The sequence below is a fragment of the Yersinia enterocolitica subsp. enterocolitica genome, assembly GCF_901472495.1.
In the GTDB taxonomy this organism is placed as follows: Bacteria; Pseudomonadota; Gammaproteobacteria; order Enterobacterales; family Enterobacteriaceae; genus Yersinia; species Yersinia enterocolitica.
In genome coordinates this window covers 4,177,514-4,195,934 of record NZ_LR590469.1, presented here as the reverse complement: position 1 = coordinate 4,195,934, position 18,421 = coordinate 4,177,514, and the positions used below count along the sequence as shown (strand labels likewise).

The window sequence follows — 18,421 nt, the reverse complement described above, 5'->3', positions numbered from 1 at the left end:
ACCCGAACGTTATCGATAAATAACGAGAAGGTGAATCGAAACGATAATAATTATCAAAGCGAGTAGTTTATGCGTAACCGATGATGAACTGCAAGCGCAATGCCAGCCGATTGATCCGGATGAAATACAGAAGATAGGTGCGAAGAGTGAAAGTGAAGAGAAATGAACAATTGGCACGATAACAGTAACCGTGCCAATTGTTTGGGCTTTATTGGCCGAACATATCTTTGATCCAACCCGCGACACCATCGCCATCAGGTTTGGCTTGTCCCGCAGGCTGAGCAGCCTGGCACAACCCTTGTGGATTCTCTGTCCAAACTGGGATTGAGCGCATACCGCCCCCATCACCGCAGACAAAATTCCCCGCCGAATCAATATTCATCTGGCTAATCCCTTCCGGTGGCTGCAATACCAGCGGTAATGGAGTTTGATTCTCAAGATAGCGGCGATACAAGGTCAGTGCACCATTAGCACCGGTCAATTTAGCCGGGCCATTATTATCACGCCCCACCCAGGCAATCGCCACTTCTTTGCCATCAATACCCGCAAACCAGCTATCTCGCAGGTCGTTGGTGGTACCGGTTTTGGCCGCCAGATTGTATTTAGAGAATTTCACTGACAATGAACGAGATGTCCCACGGGCTACCCCTTGTTGCATGGCGTACAGAGTCAGATAAGCGGCCTGTGCGGGAACCATGCGTTCCGCTTGCGGGAAGCTTTGATACAACACAGTGCCATCTTCGGCGATGACCGAGCGCACGGCAGATAACGGCGCACGATTCCCGCCGCTGGCGATAGTCTGATATTCCTGTGCGACTTCAACCGGCGTCAGGTCAATCGCCCCCAGCAACATCGCTGGAACTGGATGAATAACGTCTTTCGGAATGCCCAAGCGTTGCAGCATGGCACTTATCTGATCCAGCCCGACTGACATACCCAGATTAACTGTCGGCACGTTTAGCGAGTTAGCTAATGCATCGACCAACATCACCTGACCACGGAACTGGCGATCATAGTTTTTCGGTTGCCATGATGAACCGTTGGGTAATTTGATCGACAGCGGTTGGTCCGACAGCCAGGTATTGAGGCGGTATTTATCCGGTTCACTCAACGCAGTCAGATAGGTCGGTGGCTTGGCGAGTGAACCAACCAAACGGCGGGCTTGCATCGCGCGGTTAAAGCCAGCAAATTGCGGCTGTGCGCCGCCCACCATGGCACGAACTTCACCACTGAAGCGGTCAACAATCACCATCGCCGCTTCCAAATCATCCAAATGGCGGGCCGCTTTCAATGCCGGAATCCCATCTTCGATAGCTTTTTCTGCTGCATCCTGTGAAACCGGATCTAGCGTGGTGAAGATTTTCACACCGGACAAATCGTTGATCTTGTCGCCCAGTTTCTGCTGTAACTCCTGACGCACCATCTGCATAAAGGCCGGTTGAGGGGTGATTACTCCCCCTTTTGGCTGCACACCTAATGGGCGTGCGCTAAGCATGGTGTACAACTCGGCATCAATCACCCCCTGGTTCTGTAACAAGCGCAGCACCAGATTACGGCGTTCGAGGGCCAGAGTCGGATTCCGCCACGGGTTATACAGCGATGCTCCTTTTACCATCCCCACCAGCATGGCTTGCTGATCGAGACTCAATTCATTCACTGGCCGACCAAAGTAATACAGGCTCGCCAAGGGGAAACCACGAATCTGATCACTGCCACTTTGGCCGAGATAGACTTCGTTCAGATACAGTTCCAGAATTCTGTCTTTGCTGTAACGGTAATCCACCAGCAATGCCATATAGGCTTCGTTGAGCTTACGCCACAGTGAACGCTCATTGGTCAGGAACAGGTTTTTGACCAACTGCTGCGTTAACGTACTCCCCCCCTGAACGGCCTTACCAGCAGTCAGATTGGCCACCACCGCACGGCCAATGGAATACGGGCTAATACCATCATGCTCATAGAAATGGCGATCTTCTGTTGCCAGCAAGGTATCGACCAGTAAATCAGGGAAACCGGCACGTGGTACAAACAAGCGCTGCTCACCATTTGGCGATTGCAGCATGGTGATCAATTTAGGATCAAGGCGCAGGAAGCCGAAATCGCGCTGGTTATCCAGATTTTGGATCTGAGCCAATTGATCATTTTTAAACACCAAACGCGCCCGAATTTGGCCTTCTTTCGCGTCTGGGAAATCAAACGGGCGGCGCAAGATATCAATACTGTCACCCTGCACGGTAAACTCGCCCGGGCGAGTCATTCGAGTGACTTGACGGTATTGCATCCCTTCCAGCAAATCGATCATCTCTTTTTTGCTGTAGGACATCCCTGGTTCAAGGCTCACCATGCGGCCATAGACGGCAGCAGGTAATTGCCAAACCTTGCCATCAATTCGACTGCGGATTTGCGAATCCAGGTAAACCCCATAGATTGCCAATACCACGGCACCAACCAAGAACAATTTGATAAATAACCCAAGCCAACGGCGTTTTTTGCGGGGTGGACGTGATGCTACCTTTCTTGGCATCGGTTCTTCCTCGTCATCATCATAGTCATCATCGTCGTGGTCTTCGTCATCCAGACGCTCTTCATCATCAAAATAAGTTTCTTCGTATTCATCTTCATCACGCCGCCGGCGCAATGGCCGTTTCGGTGTGGCTTTGGGTAGGGCTTTCTTGCCCTTGCGCCCTATCGGCTCGCGGTCATCCCCAGACATGTCTTTCTCTCCACGCGCATTGGCGATTATTGCGGCTTAATGTGTTCCCCAATTCATCGAATAGAAAGGGGAAACATCTGAAATTATTAGCTCCAGGCCGAGTGATCTCAGTTATCCTGATACTTCTTGGTTCTGCGTGTTGGCCGGGTGTTCGCGGGATCATCCGGCCAGACATGTTTGGGATAGCGCCCTTTCATCTCTTTTTGTACCTCGCGATACGCTCCCTGCCAGAAAGCGGCCAGATCGCCGGTAATCTGTAATGGGCGATGCGCGGGTGAAAGTAACTCAAGCACTACGGCTACCCGCCCATTGGCAAGCATCGGGCTGCGCTGTTCACCAAAAACTTCCTGCAAACGCACTGCCAGTATCGGTGGCCGATCGACATAATAACGGATTGGCAGACGGCTACCGGTCGGCACAGTGTAATGAGTTGGCAGTTCAGTATCCAGCCGTTGACGTAACTGCCAGCTCAACAAACGAGTCAGTGCTTCCGCGATATTCACCTGCCGCAGCCCGCGTAAATCTCGCACGCCGAACAACGACGGCTGTAGCCACAGTTCAAGTTTGCCCAGTAAATTGTCATCATCTACCGCGGGCCATTGCTCTTCGGGTAGCCAGCGGCTGGCGCATTGTATACGGGTGCGTAGCTGTTCGGCATTTTCATCCCAATTCAGGATCTGCAACCCTTGCTCACGAACCCAGTTTAACAACGCGAATTGCAATGCTTCATCACTCGGCTTTGCTAAGCGTTGTGCGCGTAGGGTCAATCGCCCAATTTGCCAGCGTCGCCAGGTGCGTAATGTACCCTTATCTTCATCCCATTCGACCGCGGTTTGCTCCTCAACCAAATGGGGTAACTGTTTCGCCAGCTGTTCAACCTCAATTGGCAGCGCCAATAAAATGCGCGCATCCGGCCCGCTGTTGCTTTGCAATAAGCTGGCAGCCACCAGCCAAGGCGCACGTGATAACGCCTCGTCTTGCGCCATAGCAGCGCCCATACCGTTAGCCAACAGATAGCGGCCATCTTGCCCACGTTGTTGCGCGATGCGATCCGGATAAGCCAGCGCCAACAACTGACCAGCCAGATCACTGTCCACAACGCCTACCCGAGCATTAATTCTTTGTACCAATTGCTTCGCGCGCCGCTGCCAATGCGGCTGTGGGCGGCTAAGCCAATCATGTAAATCAATTTCTCCGGAACGAGGTGGTTCTTCCAGAATCGCGGCTAGCAGTGCCGCCGTGGCCAAGGCGTCTGGACTTTGCCCAGCGGCAAAACACAACATGGCGGCCAGCCGTGGTTCACAACCCAAGTTTGCCATACTGCGCCCAGTACCGGTAAGCTGCCCCTGAGAGTCGATAGCCCCCAAACGGCGTAGTAAATCTTGAGCAACGCCCAGTACCGTTTGTGGGGGCAAGTCCAGCCAACTGAGCTGTGCCGCGTCCTGGCATCCCCAATTCAGCAATTCCAGCCACAAACTGCATAACTCACTGTTAAGAATTTCTGGTTCGCTATATTCTGCCGCCCGCTCGCTCTGTTCTTTAGCAAACAGATGCCAACAGATCCCCGGTTCCAGTCGCCCAGCTCGCCCAGCTCGCTGTACCATTGAGGCCTGACTAATACGCTGAGTCACTAATCGGGTCAGGCCGTTTTTGACATCAAAGCGCGCAACCCGCTCCAACCCACTATCGACCACCAGCCTAATACCTTCAATCGTCAGGCTGGTTTCAGCAATATTGGTCGCCAGCACCACTTTTCGCCGCCCCACAGGAGCCGGTTGAATGGCTTTCTGCTGCTCAGTGAGTGGTAAAGCACCATACAGTGGGCAAAGGTCGGTGTCTGTGGCGACGTCGCCTTGCAACCGTTCCATAACACGATGAATTTCGCCAACACCGGGTAAAAATAGCAGCAAAGAGCCAGATTGCTCGTTCAATAATCGTTTAACGCGATTGGCAACCCCATCCTCCAGCCGTTCGTGGCTAGACAAAGGCTGATAGCTGCGCTCGACAGGAAAGCTGCGCCCCGCTGAAACAATCGCAGGGGCTGATGGCAGCAGTGTAGAAAGGCGTTGGTTATCCAGCGTTGCGGACATAATCAGCAATTTGAGATCATCACGCAGCCCTTGCTGCACATCAAGCAATAGCGCCAGTGCTAAATCAGCCTGCAAACTGCGTTCATGAAACTCATCGAGGATAACCAAAGACACGCCGGTCAACTCGGCATCTTGCTGGAGCATGCGGGTCAAAATACCTTCGGTTACCACCTCAAGGCGGGTATTCGGCCCGCTTTTGCTTTCGGCTCGCATCCGATAGCCCACAGTCTGGCCCGGCTGTTCCCCCAATTGCTGAGCCAAACGGTAAGCCACATTTTTCGCCGCCAGCCGTCGGGGTTCCAACATAATAATCCGGCCTGGCAATCCGCTATATTTTAGAATTTGCAACGGTAGCCACGTCGATTTACCGGCTCCGGTGGGAGCGTGGAGCAAAACTTGCGGTGAGGTTCGCAACGCAGACAAAATATCACTGAGCACTTCACCTACCGGTAAAGCGCCCATCTGCGCATTATTTTCTCTCTGACTCACCACATTCTTCCCCATACTCTCTACTTTCATCGTCAGCCATTGTAACATCATGACCGTATAGCGTATTTAGCCGAGTGATTATGCCAACCTAATGATTAATGCTGTTGATAAAACTATCGTTAACAAACGTCTGTTCTTTGCCTTGGCACTGCCTGATTCCCTGCAACAGCGCATTGTGCAATGGCGAGCAGATAACTTTCCGCCAGAAGCTGGCCGCCCTATTGCTGCAGCAAACCTCCACCTGACGCTGGCGTTTCTCGGCGAGGTCACTCATGCCAAAGCACAGGTCTTACAGCAACAAGCCGGGCGCATAAGTCAGTCAGGTTTTAATGTGACACTGGATGATATCGGCCATTGGCCCGGTTCCGGAGTGGTGTGGCTCGGGTGTAAGAATCCCCCGCGTGGGTTGTTACAGTTGGCTCAATTGCTGCGCTCCCAAGCGGCACGCAGCGGTTGTTACCAAACACCGCAGCCATTTCATCCTCATGTCTCCTTATTCCGCGGAGCTATTCGCCCCGTCGCCATACCGGCTAAAACCACCAATGAAAGCTTTCGGGCGGACCATTTTTCGTTATATGAGTCGGTATATGCGCGTGGCCGCACGCGTTATAACATGGTGCAAAGCTGGCCGCTGGCTGACAGTGAATAAAAGGAAATTGAATGCCGCTGGACACAAAATTGTTATCTTTTAACCCACGGTTACAGCCCGCCACACTTATTAAGCGGTATAAACGCTTTTTAGCTGATATTGTGACGCCCGCTGGAGAAGTGCTGACCATTCATTGCGCTAATACTGGGGCAATGACGGGTTGTGCCACGCCAGGAGATACGGTCTGGTATTCGACTTCGGATAACCCAAAACGAAAGTATCCCCATAGTTGGGAATTAACACAGACCCAAATCGGTGACTGGATTTGCGTAAATACATTACGTGCCAATGAGTTAGCAAGCTTAGCGATAGATAATAATCAGATAGTTGAATTATCTGGTTACACTTCTGTCAAAAGGGAGATTAAATATGGGGATGAGAACAGCCGTATAGACTTGTTATTGCAGGCAGAAAATAGGTCTAACTGCTATATTGAAGTCAAGTCGGTTACCTTATTACAGCAACAGTGTGGGTATTTTCCGGATGCCGTCACCCTGCGGGGTCAGAAGCATCTTAGGGAGTTACAAAGCATGGTTGCCAACGGTCACCGGGCGGTACTTTTTTTTGCCGTATTGCATACGGGTATCAGGCAAGTTGCCGCTGCCCGACACATTGACAATCGCTATGCAGAATTGCTGGCCCAGGCTCAGCAAGCAGGAGTGGAGGTTATTTGCTACGGTTTTCAACTATCGCCTGACGGTATTGCGCTGGATGCTCGCCTACCGTTATTACTGGACGAAACACCAAATTCATAACGCTGAATAAAGAAGCGATTATTGGATAAAGTTGCTCGCCAAATACGCCTTCCTTCACACCATTGTCAAGCAGGCGACAGGAATAATTGCCAACCCACCTTCCTTCTGTTATTTATAGCGGCCTGATTTTTCCCCGTATTGGGGATTTCGATAGTGCGTATGAATGTAGGAGAAGCATCATGCAAGAAGGGCAAAAACGTAAAACCTCGTCCTTGAGCATTCTCGCCATCGCTGGGGTAGAACCATACCAAGAGAAGCCAGGCGAAGAGTATATGAATGCCGCCCAATTGGCGCATTTCAAGCTTATTCTTGAAGCATGGCGCAACCAGCTCAGGGATGAAGTGGACCGTACTGTATCGCATATGCAAGACGAAGCTGCTAATTTCCCAGACCCGGTTGACCGCGCCGCGCAGGAAGAAGAGTTTAGTCTTGAGCTTCGTAACCGCGACCGCGAGCGTAAACTGATCAAAAAGATCGAGAAGACGCTGAAAAAAGTCGAGGATGACGATTTCGGTTTCTGCGAGTCTTGTGGCGTAGAAATCGGCATTCGCCGTCTGGAAGCACGGCCAACTGCAGATTTATGCATTGACTGTAAAACTCTGGCCGAAATCCGCGAAAAGCAGATGGCAGGCTAACACAGCAATAATATGTATATCCAAAGAGGTTGGAGCTATAGGTAGCTAAAATCCTACAGCTTCAAATACGAAGGATGTGACACGGTGCCAGAGCCACCTCCGGCACCGCATTTATCACGCTGGATCTCTCTTTCCCTTTTATGTCCGAAAATATCAATACTCGACAATCAGGCTATGTAGGGCGTTTTGCACCGTCTCCCTCTGGTGATTTGCATTTCGGTTCGCTGATTGCAGCATTGGGCAGCTATCTGCAAGCTCGCGCTGAAGGTGGACGCTGGCTGGTGCGCATTGAAGATATTGATCCCCCCCGTGAAATCCCTGGTGCTGCGGCCCGTATTTTAGCGTCTCTTGACCACTACGGCCTGCATTGGGATGGCCCGATTATCTACCAATCCCAGCGCCACGAAGCCTATCGCGCCACCTTAGACTGGCTAGAGCAACAAGGGCTAAGTTATAACTGCACCTGTACCCGCAGCCGAATTCAGCAGATCGGCGGCTTATACGACGGCCATTGTCGCGATCGCCATTTACCCCCCGCGGGGGCGGCCATTCGTCTACGCCAGACTCATCCGGTTTATACCTTTTGTGATAAATTACTTGGCGAGCTACATGCTGTGCCTGCGCTAGCCGAAGAAGATTTTATTATTCGTCGTCGAGATGGCTTGTTTGCCTATAATCTGGCAGTAGTGGTTGATGATGCCTTTCAAGGTGTGACCGAGATTGTACGCGGAGCCGATTTAATCGAGCCAACCGTGCGCCAAATAGCGCTCTATCAGCAGCTACAACAGCCGGTACCCAGCTATTTGCACTTGCCACTGGCACTAAACCATGATGGTAATAAACTCTCTAAGCAAAATCATGCGCCGCCGCTGCCGAATGGCGATCCGCGCCCGATTTTGGTGGAAGCGCTGAAGTTTTTGCATCAACCACTACCGGAATGCTGGCAAGATCTTGATTTGCCGTTATTATTACGTTTTGCAGTCGAAAATTGGACATTGGCAGCTATCCCACTTCAAGGGGCGATAACCACCACTGAAAACACAACGGCATTCTCAAAGGAACCACGGTGAGCTATGATTAGCCGCTGTTTTTCTGTTGTTCTGTAATTTATTAGCCACTATCGAGGTGTACCATTTTTACCCGAGTAGCCAATTTCTGCCGTAAGGTACTGATTCGCGATGATAAATCAGCTCGCGATAACAAAGCTGTCCGTGAAGACACGGCCCGTGATAGCAGTGCCCGTAAAGATAAAGTGCCCGGTGAAGATAACGTGGCCCGCAAAGAGAAAAGGCCTGCCAGAACGAATACTGGCCGCAAGAATCATGCGGTGCCTGCTTCACAACAGCTTTCTTCACAACAAAGTGCGATGACGATTATTCCGCGAGATCAGCACAATATTTCCCGTAGAGATATCAGCGATAATGCGCTGAAGGTTCTCTATCGCCTGAATAAGTCAGGGTATGAAGCCTATTTGGTCGGCGGCGGTGTCCGTGACCTGTTACTGGGTAAAAAACCGAAAGATTTTGATATCACCACCAGTGCCACCCCAGAACAAGTACGAAAGTTATTCCGTAACTGCCGCCTGGTGGGTCGCCGCTTCCGTCTGGCCCATGTAATGTTCGGCCCGGAAATCATTGAAGTCGCGACTTTCCGTGGTCACCACGAACAGCAACAAACAGAAGACAGTGACAAAAATTCTTCTCAACAGGCACAAAATGGCATGCTGCTGCGTGACAACATATTTGGCACGATTGAAGATGATGCCCAACGCCGCGATTTCACCATTAATAGTCTCTATTACGGTATTTCTGATTTTGCACTGCGCGACTACACTGGCGGTTTGCGTGATCTGAAAGAGGGTATTATCCGTCTGATTGGTGATCCTGAAACCCGCTATCGTGAAGATCCGGTGCGGATGCTGCGCGCAGTCCGTTTTGCCGCCAAGCTGGATATGACGATCAGCCCGGAAACAGCAGAGCCAATCCCGCGTCTGGCCTCGCTACTGCATGAGATCCCACCTGCTCGTCTGTTTGAAGAATCACTCAAACTGCTGCAATCGGGCTACGGCTATAAAACCTATTTAAAACTGTGTGAATATCAGCTTTTCCAGCCGCTATTCCCGCTGATTGCCCGTAATTTTACCGAACATCATGATTCAGCGATGGAACGTATTTTGGTTCAAGTGCTGAAAAATACCGACCATCGTTTGCATAATGATAAGCGCGTCAATCCGGCATTCTTATTTGCCGCTATGCTTTGGTATCCGCTTATCGAACATGCGCAGAAGCTGACACAAGAAAGCGGCTTGGCCTATTACGATGCTTTCGCACTGGCAATGAATGATGTGCTGGATGAAGAGTGCCGTTCGCTGGCCATTCCAAAACGTATTACCTCATTGGTGCGTGATATCTGGCTGCTGCAATTGCGGCTGTCGCGCCGTCAGGGTAAACGTGCGCACAAGCTGATGGAGCATCCAAAGTTCCGTGCGGCTTACGATTTACTCGTATTGCGGGCAGAAGTGGAAAACAACCATGAACTACAGCGCCTGGCGCAGTGGTGGGGAGAATTCCAGGAAGCAACGCCGCTGCAACAGAAGAATATGCTAAATACTTTAGGGGCTGATCCGGCACCGCGACGCTCTCGTCCTCGCCGCCCACGTAAGCCAGCACCACGTAAAGAAGGGGCATAATACGCACTATGATCCGGGTCTATATTGCGCTAGGCAGTAATCAGTCCATGCCATTGCAACAGGTCAAAACCGCACTGGAAGCGCTGGAGCATCTGCCGCGCACCCGGTTGGTGGCCTGTTCGCCGTTTTATCGCACTAAGCCGTTAGGGCCACAGGATCAGCCGGATTTCCTTAATGCGGTCGTGGCGTTAGATACCGCCCTTCCACCAGAACAACTGTTGGATAGCACCCAAGCCATTGAGCGCAACCAAGGGCGCGTAAGGAAAGAACAGCGTTGGGGGCCACGTACCCTGGATCTCGATATTATGCTATATGGCAATCAGGTGATAAAAACCGATCGTCTGATCGTGCCACATTATGGCCTGAAAGAGCGGGAGTTCATGCTCTACCCCCTGGCTGATATCGCCCCTGACCTTATTTTCCCCGATGGTGAACCCCTATCAGACCGCCTTAAGCTCGTGGATAAAAATGGCCTGGTGCCTTGGTAACTGACTCAATCCAACACACTATATATCCACTAAATAATTCGAGTTGTATGAAGGCGGCAACTGAGCGACAAATCGGTGATAACCGATTTGAACGCTGTTTGCAGCGGCCTCGAAGAGGCGAGGCCCATATATGGGCCGAGTAACGAAGGCAGCCAACACACATGCAGCTTGAAGTATGACGGGTATACCTATCTGATATCCCACCATTTTAACCTACCGTCTCAGGAGAAAGAGTGATGAAAGCCACCACCATGAGCCACTTGCGCCAATGGAAACTCGAAAAGCGTAAGTTCGCCACACTGACTGCCTATGATGCCAGCTTTGCTCAGCTATTTGCCGAACAGGGAATTGAGGTTCTGCTGGTGGGTGATTCGCTCGGTATGACATTACAAGGCTTCGACTCTACCCTGCCGGTCACAACTGCCGATGTGGCTTATCATACCCGTGCCGTACGCCGTGGTGCGCCTCATTGCCTGTTATTGGCAGATATGCCGTTTATGAGTTACGCCACACCTGAGCAAACATTTGCTAATGCTGCCGAGTTGATGCGTGCCGGGGCCAATATGGTCAAATTGGAAGGGGGTAGCTGGTTGTGCGATACCGTTCGCATGCTGGCAGAACGCGCTGTTCCGGTATGTGGGCATTTGGGGTTAACACCACAATCAGTGAATATTTTCGGCGGTTACAAAGTTCAGGGTCGCGAAGAAGTGGCGGCTAACCAGCTATTGAAAGATGCTCAAGCGCTTGAAAATGCTGGCGCACAACTATTGGTACTGGAATGTGTCCCGGTGGAACTGGCACAGCGCGTAACGGAAGCACTGGCTATCCCGGTGATTGGTATTGGCGCGGGGAATGTTACCGATGGGCAGATTCTGGTCATGCATGATGCGCTGGGTATTACCGGTGGTCATACACCGAAATTCAGCAAAAACTTCCTGGCGCAAAGTGCGGGCGATATTCGTGCTGCCATTAAGCTGTATATTCAAGAAGTTGAGAGCGGTGCTTATCCCGCTGAAGAACATACTTTTCAATAAGTTTTTGTTGATAATACACTGCTATTACATCCCATTTATACCCAATAGATTGCAAGATGCAGGAAGGCGGCAAGCGAAATCATCCCGATGAGCTGACACAAATCAGTGATTCGGGTGATGAGGACAGCTAACACACCTGCAGTTTGAAAGATGACGGGTATACGGAGAAAAGAATGCTGATTATTGAAACTTTGCCACTGTTACGCCAGCAAATCCGCCGTTGGCGTCAAGAGGGTAAGCGAGTTGCACTGGTGCCTACTATGGGCAACCTGCACGAAGGGCATATGACATTGGTGGAAGATGCCAAAACTCGTGCCGATGTTGTCGTCGTGAGTATTTTTGTCAATCCGCTGCAATTTGAACGCCCAGATGATTTGGCCCGCTACCCACGCACTTTGCAAGAAGATTGCGAGAAGCTAACCCGCCACGGCGTTGATTTAGTGTTTGCACCGGCAGCCGCTGATGTCTACCCGGCGGGTCTGGAAGCTCAGACTTATGTTGACGTCCCTGCCCTCTCGACCATTTTGGAAGGCGCCAGCCGCCCCGGCCATTTCCGTGGTGTTTCGACTATCGTTAGCAAGTTGTTCAATCTGGTTCAGCCGGATGTAGCCTGTTTTGGTGAAAAAGATTACCAACAACTGGCGCTGATCCGCAAAATGGTGGCGGATATGGGCTATGACATCAATATTGTCGGCGTGCCCATTGTGCGAGCCAAAGATGGCCTGGCACTCAGCTCTCGCAATGGCTATTTGAGCGCTGAAGAACGTAAAATCGCACCACAGCTTTATAAGATAATGCAGGCGTTGGCTGAGAAACTCGCCTTGGGCGAACGGCAGATTGATGATTTACTGGCTGATACCGCAGAACAATTACGTGATGCTGGCTTTACCCCAGATGAACTGTTTATCCGCGATGCTCAAAGCTTACAGCCACTGACGGTTGACAGCAAACAAGCGATAATTCTCATGGCCGCCTGGCTGGGTAAAGCACGCCTAATTGACAATCAACAGGTTGATTTACATAGTTAATTTCAAAAAGTAGATTATGGCGAAACCAGCATATAAAGTCAGCCATAGACAAGCGATATAAAATCAGCAAAACTGAGCACTTCTCCCTAAATCGGTCGATGATGGGATAAGGTGCCAGACTTATTCTGGGCAATAACCGGGGTCAAAGGTAAGAGTTATGATACGCACTATGTTGCAAGGCAAACTGCACCGGGTGAAAGTCACTCAAGCTGATTTGCACTATGAAGGTTCCTGCGCTATTGATCAGGATTTTCTGGAAGCCGCTGGGATTTTAGAATACGAAGCCATTGATATTTATAACGTTGATAATGGTCAGCGTTTTTCGACTTATGCCATTGCCGCCGAACGCGGTTCGCGAATTATCTCGGTGAATGGTGCGGCAGCACGCTGTGCCTGTGTGGGTGATAAATTGATCATCTGTTCCTATGTCCAGATGTCTGATGCTGATGCCCGCCTGCACCACCCCAAAGTGGCGTATTTTGAAGGTGAAAATCAGCTGCAACGCAAGGCTAAAGCCGTCCCCGTTCAGGTCGCTTAATGACCTTTTGTACTTGAAGCCGCACAATAAAAAAAGGCGCTTAATTAAAGCGCCTCAGACCGTTGACAAAGTAGCAGGGCGGGGAAATGTGCCGAATGGGTCGTAGCGGCGTGCGCCGCCGGAGCGCCCATCGGTGCAGTCAACCCGCCAGTCTCGGAGCTACAAAGTCGGTTTGTCAGCAACCTCAAGGCGCTTAATTAAAGCACCTTTTTCTTATCTTCATATTACACAATGAAATAACTAATCAGATTCCATCACCGCAGGTGCAGGGGCAACCGGCTGGCCAGGTTCATTGGCAATACGCTCTGCCATAGTCGGAATTGAATCCGTACGCAGAATATAAAGCCGTTTGAGGGTATACGGATTATCACCGGGTTTAACCTTGCCCTGCATCGTCGTTACCGCCAAATGGAAACCGGCATTTTTAGCAGCATCAATCGCCGTTTAATTAAAGCCACCGAACGGATATGACAGGAAAACCACGTGCGGATTAAACTGCGATAATGCACGGCGAGAGTGCTCAAAATCAAAAACAATATTGTGATAAGAGCGGCTCAATAAGATTGGATTACGTTTATTGTCCGTCCGGTGCAAGAAGTGTGTATGAGATTGAATATCAAATACATCCTGAATCTCTTTCAATTCAGAAATACTCATAAACTGTAATGAGTCAGGATTCCATTTCTGTGGGTGACGTTTTATACGTGATGAAATAATAAAAGCGGTAGCCCGGAAACCATTTTCTTTTAGAATCGGATAAGCATAACGATGGACTGATTTAAGGCCATCATCAAATGTCAGCACTACCACTTTCCCTGGCAGATTAATCTTGTTATTGAGATAACCTTCAAGCTGATAAAGAGAAATCGTGTCGTAACCTGTCTGCTTGAGATAAGTCATCTGGTTACTAAACGCGGCATCAGAGGTTGTCGTCGAGGTATTAAGGAAACGTTTATTTTCCTCATTCTTCAACATATGGTGATAAGTCAGGATAGGAATGCCATTATCTATTTCAGCATCACTACTACTGACATAGCCCAAACGATCGCCAATATTAACCTGATACCAAGTATTACTTAGCTTGTCTTTCAACTTACCCACAATCGGGTAGCGCAAATTTTCGCCCAAGGTAGCAAATTGTTCGCTGTCGACATCTGCCGTCAGATAAACCGGCGTTTCGCGCTTGATAATAATATTTTGGTTCGGTAGAGGTTTATTCAAATCCCCCAATATATCGTTGTTTTTTCGCGCTTTATTGATATCACGTAAATCGTCTTTATCAATAAAGCCGATACCGTTACCAAATTTAAACTCATAGTATTCTGCCGCTGCGGGCAAAACCTGAATAAGTTGATCTTCCTTAACCTCACCGACAGGAATGACCTGTTCACCCACCAGCGAATATATTTCGCTGTCACGGGCTGTCACCATATATTTAGGGGTAAGAACTGCTTCGTCTGGCAGAAGATCTGCATGGGTTGCCGGCATTATTACCGACATGACAATACCGAGTAGCATCCCAATAGCTATTCTGTTTTTATGCCACATTATCGTTCTACTTATGCGCATTTGGCGCTGAATTAAAAAAGGGAAAATCTGGTGCGCCAGCATAGCACGAGACACTTGAAGTTGAGAAAGACGATATTAGACGGGAACATTATTTATTATGATTAAATTCCAGCATTAACAACAATTAACTAACTAATGATTTACGAGTGAGCTTTAGGATGCGCTCCAAAGTCACTGACGTTGCAGAGATGCGCATAGCCAACACCGCTGCAACGTCTAGCCCGCACAACATCCCCCAAAGGCGGCAAGTCAACGCGTCCCGATGAGCTTACATTAGTAATGTGATTCGGGTAAGTGGACGTAGCCAACACCGCTGTAGCGCCAAGGCCGCAGAACATCCCCAAAGTCATTGGTGTTACAGCAAGGCGGCAAGTCAACGCGTCCCGATGAGCTTACATTAGTAAGTGATTCGGGTAAGTGGACGTAGCCAACACCGCTGTAGCGCCAAGGCCGCAGGGGATTAGGTGCGTAGGCCGCGACCACGCTCTATCAAATACCATGCCCAAGCATAAAATACCGCGATAAACACTACTAATACACCTATGGTAAATACCAGTGGCACATCAGTAATTCCGAGGAATCCGTAACGGAAGCCACTGATCATGTACACGATAGGATTAAGTTTTGATACCGCTTGCCAGAACGGTGGCAGCAAGGCTAGCGAATAAAATACCCCGCCCAGATACGTCAGGGGTGTTAACACAAAGGTCGGCACCAGACTGATATCATCAAATGTTTTGGCGAACACGGCATTCAACAATCCGCCAAGCGAAAACAGAATTGCCGTCAGCATTAATGTCAGTGCAATCATTGACCAAGAGTGGACATGCAGCGGCACAAAGAACAGCGAAACAATGGTCACCAGGATGCCGACACAGATCCCACGCGCTACCCCACCGCCCACATAACCCACAATTACGATATGGGTAGGAACTGGGGCAACCAGCAATTCTTCAATGCTGCGCTGGAATTTTGCGCCAAAAAATGAGGCTGCGACGTTAGCATAGGAGTTTGTTATCACCGCCATCATTATCAGGCCTGGCACAATAAACTGCATATAATCAAAGCCCCCCATATCACCAATTCGGGAACCAATCAGGTTGCCGAAAATAACGAAATAGAGCGACATAGTAATCACCGGTGGCACCAGAGTTTGAATCCAGATGCGAGCAAAACGGGTGATCTCTTTGATCCAAATACTCTGTAGTGCTACCCAATACAGGCGGGTCATGCTTTTTCTCCCCCGTTGCCGTTAACCAAGGTGACAAATAGCTCTTCCAGACGGTTAGCCTTGTTACGCATACTTTGTACCTGTATTCCCTGAGCATTCAGTTGGCTGAACAGACCATTCAGGCCTTGTTCACGCTTAACATCAACTTCCAACGTTGAGGTATCTGTTAGACGATAACCATACCCTTCCAGCTTCGGCAGCGGGCTTTTAATCGCCAGATCAAAAATAAAGGTTTCTGACTCAAGCTTGCCAAGCAACTGTTTCATGGTGGTATTTTCCACCAATTCACCATTCTGGATAATGCCAATGTTGCGGCACAGCATTTCCGCTTCTTCCAGATAGTGAGTGGTCAGAATGATGGTAGTCCCCTGCGCATTTAGCTCTTTGAGGAACCCCCACATGGAGCGACGCAACTCAATGTCTACCCCTGCGGTCGGTTCATCGAGAATCAGTAATTTAGGTTCATGCATTAGAGCACGAGCAATCATCAAACGGCGCTTCATCCCACCAGAAAGACGAATAGCGCGCTCATTACGTTTGTTCCATAAATCCAACTGGCTAAGGTATTTTTCAGCTCGTTGCATCGCCTCTCGCCGCGTGACACCGTAATAACCAGCCTGAGTAATCACAATCTGTAATACTGTTTCAAACGGGTTAAAGTTGAACTCTTGTGGTACCAGCCCGAGTTGGCGTTTGGCATTGACGATATCTTGATCGATGTCGTAGCCAAAAACTGTCACCTTGCCAGAAGTTTTGTTCACCAATGAGCTGATAATACCAATAGTGGTGGATTTACCCGCGCCATTAGGCCCAAGTAGTGCATAAAAATCGCCTGCCTCTACGTGCAGATCAATGCCACGCAGAGCCTGAACGCCACCCGCATAGGTTTTGGTCAGCTGCGTTATTTCCAGTGCATATGTCATAAGTAAAAAAGAACCTTATTCTATGAGTTCCCAGCGGTCACTGCATGTCCGTGACTTGCTTAACCCTCCCTGTCAGGGCAAGTTACGGGGGCAAAGGGAAGCAGTTAGATACAGAGAAGATGTTGCGCAGACAAAAATTGTACCAACAACAAAGTCACTGTTCCGATTTTAAAATCGTGATCCTTGTCGTATATTATCCTATCGCAATCCGTTCATTACAGGCTATTTACATTAATGAAAGAAATAGAGAAGCTCCTCGCGAACAATGACGTCTGGTCTAAAGCCATTAGTAAAGACGATCCTGGTTTTTTTGAACACTTGGCGGAAGCCCAGAAACCTCGGTTTTTGTGGATTGGTTGTTCAGACAGCCGCGTCCCAGCAGAACAGTTAACCGGCCTGAAAGCTGGGGAATTGTTTGTTCACCGCAATGTTGCCAATTTGGTTATCCATACTGATCTGAACTGCTTGTCCGTGGTGCAATATGCCATCGACGTTTTGCAAGTCGAGCATATCATTATCTGTGGTCACCTTGGTTGTGGCGGTGTTGAAGCCGCAATGAAAAAAGACCTTGAATTAGGGCTTATCGACAACTGGTTACTGCATATTCGCGATCTTTGGTTTAAACACAGCACGCTGTTGGGTGAACTACCAGCCGAAGAACGCAGCGATATGCTATGTAAAATCAACGTGGTAGAGCAAGTGTATAACTTGGGCCATTCGACTATTGTTCGTTCCGCCTGGAAGCGCGGGCAGAAAGCCATGATTCACGGCTGGGTCTATGGTATTGAAGACGGCAAACTGACGGATTTAAATATCTCGAGTACCAGCCTCAGCGAACTAGAAATCAAGTACCGCGAAGCAATGGCTAAAATACTGCAACCAAACAGACAAAACTAATAAGTTGTTATGGGAGGGTGTTCAAACGCACCCTCTCCCATTAACTCTCTCCCATTAACTACTCGGCTCAATCAGCCTAAAATGCCGGCACGCAGTAGCCGCTCTCGATCACTCGTCAAACATGACAACTTTACCGACATAGGGTAAATGCCGATAGCGCTGAGCATAATCAATACCGTAACCCACCACGAATTCATCAGGAATAGTGAAGCCGACCCACTCAACCGGCACCTGTACTTCGCGGCGCTCGGGTTTATCCAACAACGTACAGATAGCCAATGATTTCGGGCCACGCAGTTGCAGAATTTCACGCACCTTACTTAAGGTATTACCTGAGTCGATGATATCTTCAACAATCAACACGTCTTTGCCGCGGATATCTTCATCTAAGTCTTTGAGGATTTTTACATCGCGGGTGGTGCTCATGCCATTGCCGTAGCTAGAGGCGGTCATAAAATCGACTTCATGGGAAACATCAATGGCGCGGCACAAATCAGCCATAAACATAAATGAGCCACGGAGCAACCCGACCAGCACCATTTCACTGCCACTGTCGCGGTAATGTTCGGAGATTTGGCGGCCTAGTTCGGCAATTCGGGTTTTGACTTCCTGCTCGGAAATCATGACTTCTACAGTGTGTTTCATAGGTATTAACGTCGCTTTTTTACGTTGCTTGCCACAAGAAAGCCGCTG

General features: G+C 49.6%; 15 protein-coding genes and 1 pseudogene. 10 read left to right on the top strand and 6 right to left on the bottom strand.

Annotated elements, in window-relative coordinates:
* Positions 1–208: 208 nt before the first annotated feature.
* Both mrcB and hrpB read right to left on the bottom strand, forming a co-directional pair.
* Positions 209–2,713, bottom strand: a complete 2,505-nt coding sequence (gene mrcB, locus FGL26_RS19740) for a bifunctional glycosyl transferase/transpeptidase (RefSeq protein ID WP_005167183.1) — start codon at positions 2,711–2,713, stop codon at positions 209–211.
* A gap of 107 nt (positions 2,714–2,820) precedes the next feature.
* On the bottom strand, positions 2,821–5,340 hold the full coding sequence (hrpB, locus tag FGL26_RS19735) for an ATP-dependent helicase HrpB (RefSeq protein ID WP_032912931.1): 2,520 nt from the start codon (positions 5,338–5,340) through the stop codon (positions 2,821–2,823).
* A 43-nt stretch (positions 5,341–5,383) separates the two neighbouring features.
* On the opposite strand from hrpB, the gene thpR reads away from it, so the two are divergent.
* The 9 genes from thpR to panD all read left to right on the top strand — a co-directional run bounded on the left by thpR (position 5,384) and on the right by panD (position 13,108).
* On the top strand, positions 5,384–5,941 hold the full coding sequence (gene thpR, locus FGL26_RS19730) for an RNA 2',3'-cyclic phosphodiesterase (protein ID WP_005167179.1): 558 nt from the start codon (positions 5,384–5,386) through the stop codon (positions 5,939–5,941).
* Positions 5,942–5,952: 11 nt separating this feature from the next.
* Positions 5,953–6,696 (top strand): DNA/RNA nuclease SfsA, encoded by a 744-nt coding sequence (gene sfsA, locus FGL26_RS19725; protein WP_005167175.1) that lies wholly within the window; start codon positions 5,953–5,955, stop codon positions 6,694–6,696.
* A gap of 179 nt (positions 6,697–6,875) precedes the next feature.
* Positions 6,876–7,331, top strand: coding sequence for an RNA polymerase-binding protein DksA (gene dksA, locus FGL26_RS19715; RefSeq protein ID WP_005156764.1), 456 nt, complete (start codon positions 6,876–6,878; stop codon positions 7,329–7,331).
* A gap of 140 nt (positions 7,332–7,471) precedes the next feature.
* Positions 7,472–8,401, top strand: a complete 930-nt coding sequence (gluQRS, locus tag FGL26_RS19710) for a tRNA glutamyl-Q(34) synthetase GluQRS (protein WP_005167171.1) — start codon at positions 7,472–7,474, stop codon at positions 8,399–8,401.
* A gap of 62 nt (positions 8,402–8,463) precedes the next feature.
* Entirely contained in the window at positions 8,464–10,020 is a 1,557-nt protein-coding gene (pcnB, locus tag FGL26_RS19705) for a polynucleotide adenylyltransferase PcnB (protein WP_071530581.1), read from the top strand.
* Between the two features lie 8 nt (positions 10,021–10,028).
* Positions 10,029–10,508 carry a 2-amino-4-hydroxy-6-hydroxymethyldihydropteridine diphosphokinase gene (gene folK, locus FGL26_RS19700; RefSeq protein WP_005156774.1) on the top strand — a complete coding sequence of 160 codons (480 nt, stop codon included), beginning with the start codon at positions 10,029–10,031 and terminating at the stop codon, positions 10,506–10,508.
* Positions 10,509–10,744: 236 nt separating this feature from the next.
* Positions 10,745–11,542: a 3-methyl-2-oxobutanoate hydroxymethyltransferase gene (gene panB, locus FGL26_RS19695; RefSeq protein ID WP_005167163.1), complete on the top strand. Its 798-nt coding sequence runs from the start codon at positions 10,745–10,747 to the stop codon at positions 11,540–11,542.
* Between the two features lie 173 nt (positions 11,543–11,715).
* Positions 11,716–12,570, top strand: coding sequence for a pantoate--beta-alanine ligase (gene panC, locus FGL26_RS19690; protein WP_005167161.1), 855 nt, complete (start codon positions 11,716–11,718; stop codon positions 12,568–12,570).
* Positions 12,571–12,727: 157 nt separating this feature from the next.
* On the top strand, positions 12,728–13,108 hold the full coding sequence (panD, locus tag FGL26_RS19685) for an aspartate 1-decarboxylase (RefSeq protein WP_005156780.1): 381 nt from the start codon (positions 12,728–12,730) through the stop codon (positions 13,106–13,108).
* Positions 13,109–13,348: 240 nt separating this feature from the next.
* Here panD and FGL26_RS19680 read toward each other — a convergent pair.
* The 3 genes and pseudogenes from FGL26_RS19680 to FGL26_RS19670 all read right to left on the bottom strand — a co-directional run bounded on the left by FGL26_RS19680 (position 13,349) and on the right by FGL26_RS19670 (position 16,831).
* Positions 13,349–14,656: pseudogene (locus FGL26_RS19680) on the bottom strand (polysaccharide deacetylase family protein).
* A gap of 481 nt (positions 14,657–15,137) precedes the next feature.
* On the bottom strand, positions 15,138–15,908 hold the full coding sequence (locus FGL26_RS19675) for an ABC transporter permease (protein WP_005156782.1): 771 nt from the start codon (positions 15,906–15,908) through the stop codon (positions 15,138–15,140).
* Positions 15,905–16,831: an ABC transporter ATP-binding protein gene (locus FGL26_RS19670; protein ID WP_005167154.1), complete on the bottom strand. Its 927-nt coding sequence runs from the start codon at positions 16,829–16,831 to the stop codon at positions 15,905–15,907. Before FGL26_RS19670 ends, FGL26_RS19675 begins: the two co-directional genes overlap by 4 nt.
* 234 nt (positions 16,832–17,065) lie before the next feature.
* Here FGL26_RS19670 and can point away from each other — a divergent pair, with 234 nt between their 5' ends.
* The gene (gene can, locus FGL26_RS19665; RefSeq protein WP_005167152.1) at positions 17,066–17,728 is read left to right on the top strand and encodes a carbonate dehydratase; all 663 of its coding nucleotides are present in this window, start codon (positions 17,066–17,068) and stop codon (positions 17,726–17,728) included.
* 108 nt (positions 17,729–17,836) lie between these two features.
* On the opposite strand, the gene hpt is transcribed toward can, so the two are convergent.
* Positions 17,837–18,373 (bottom strand): hypoxanthine phosphoribosyltransferase, encoded by a 537-nt coding sequence (hpt, locus tag FGL26_RS19660; protein ID WP_005167149.1) that lies wholly within the window; start codon positions 18,371–18,373, stop codon positions 17,837–17,839.
* Between the last annotated feature and the right edge of the window lie 48 nt (positions 18,374–18,421).

Excerpts from the sequence above, each read along its gene's own strand:
- hpt (WP_005167149.1), bottom strand. The coding sequence starts at position 18,373 with ATGAAACACACTGTAGAAGTCATGATTTCCGAGCAGGAAGTCAAAACC.
- dksA (WP_005156764.1), top strand. The coding sequence starts at position 6,876 with ATGCAAGAAGGGCAAAAACGTAAAACCTCGTCCTTGAGCATTCTCGCC.
- panC (WP_005167161.1), top strand. The coding sequence starts at position 11,716 with ATGCTGATTATTGAAACTTTGCCACTGTTACGCCAGCAAATCCGCCGT.
- panD (WP_005156780.1), top strand. The coding sequence starts at position 12,728 with ATGATACGCACTATGTTGCAAGGCAAACTGCACCGGGTGAAAGTCACT.
- hrpB (WP_032912931.1), bottom strand. The coding sequence starts at position 5,340 with ATGTTACAATGGCTGACGATGAAAGTAGAGAGTATGGGGAAGAATGTG.
- panB (WP_005167163.1), top strand. The coding sequence starts at position 10,745 with ATGAAAGCCACCACCATGAGCCACTTGCGCCAATGGAAACTCGAAAAG.
- can (WP_005167152.1), top strand. The coding sequence starts at position 17,066 with ATGAAAGAAATAGAGAAGCTCCTCGCGAACAATGACGTCTGGTCTAAA.
- FGL26_RS19670 (WP_005167154.1), bottom strand. The coding sequence starts at position 16,831 with ATGACATATGCACTGGAAATAACGCAGCTGACCAAAACCTATGCGGGT.
- gluQRS (WP_005167171.1), top strand. The coding sequence starts at position 7,472 with ATGTCCGAAAATATCAATACTCGACAATCAGGCTATGTAGGGCGTTTT.
- mrcB (WP_005167183.1), bottom strand. The coding sequence starts at position 2,713 with ATGTCTGGGGATGACCGCGAGCCGATAGGGCGCAAGGGCAAGAAAGCC.
- sfsA (WP_005167175.1), top strand. The coding sequence starts at position 5,953 with ATGCCGCTGGACACAAAATTGTTATCTTTTAACCCACGGTTACAGCCC.
- folK (WP_005156774.1), top strand. The coding sequence starts at position 10,029 with ATGATCCGGGTCTATATTGCGCTAGGCAGTAATCAGTCCATGCCATTG.
- thpR (WP_005167179.1), top strand. The coding sequence starts at position 5,384 with ATGATTAATGCTGTTGATAAAACTATCGTTAACAAACGTCTGTTCTTT.
- FGL26_RS19675 (WP_005156782.1), bottom strand. The coding sequence starts at position 15,908 with ATGACCCGCCTGTATTGGGTAGCACTACAGAGTATTTGGATCAAAGAG.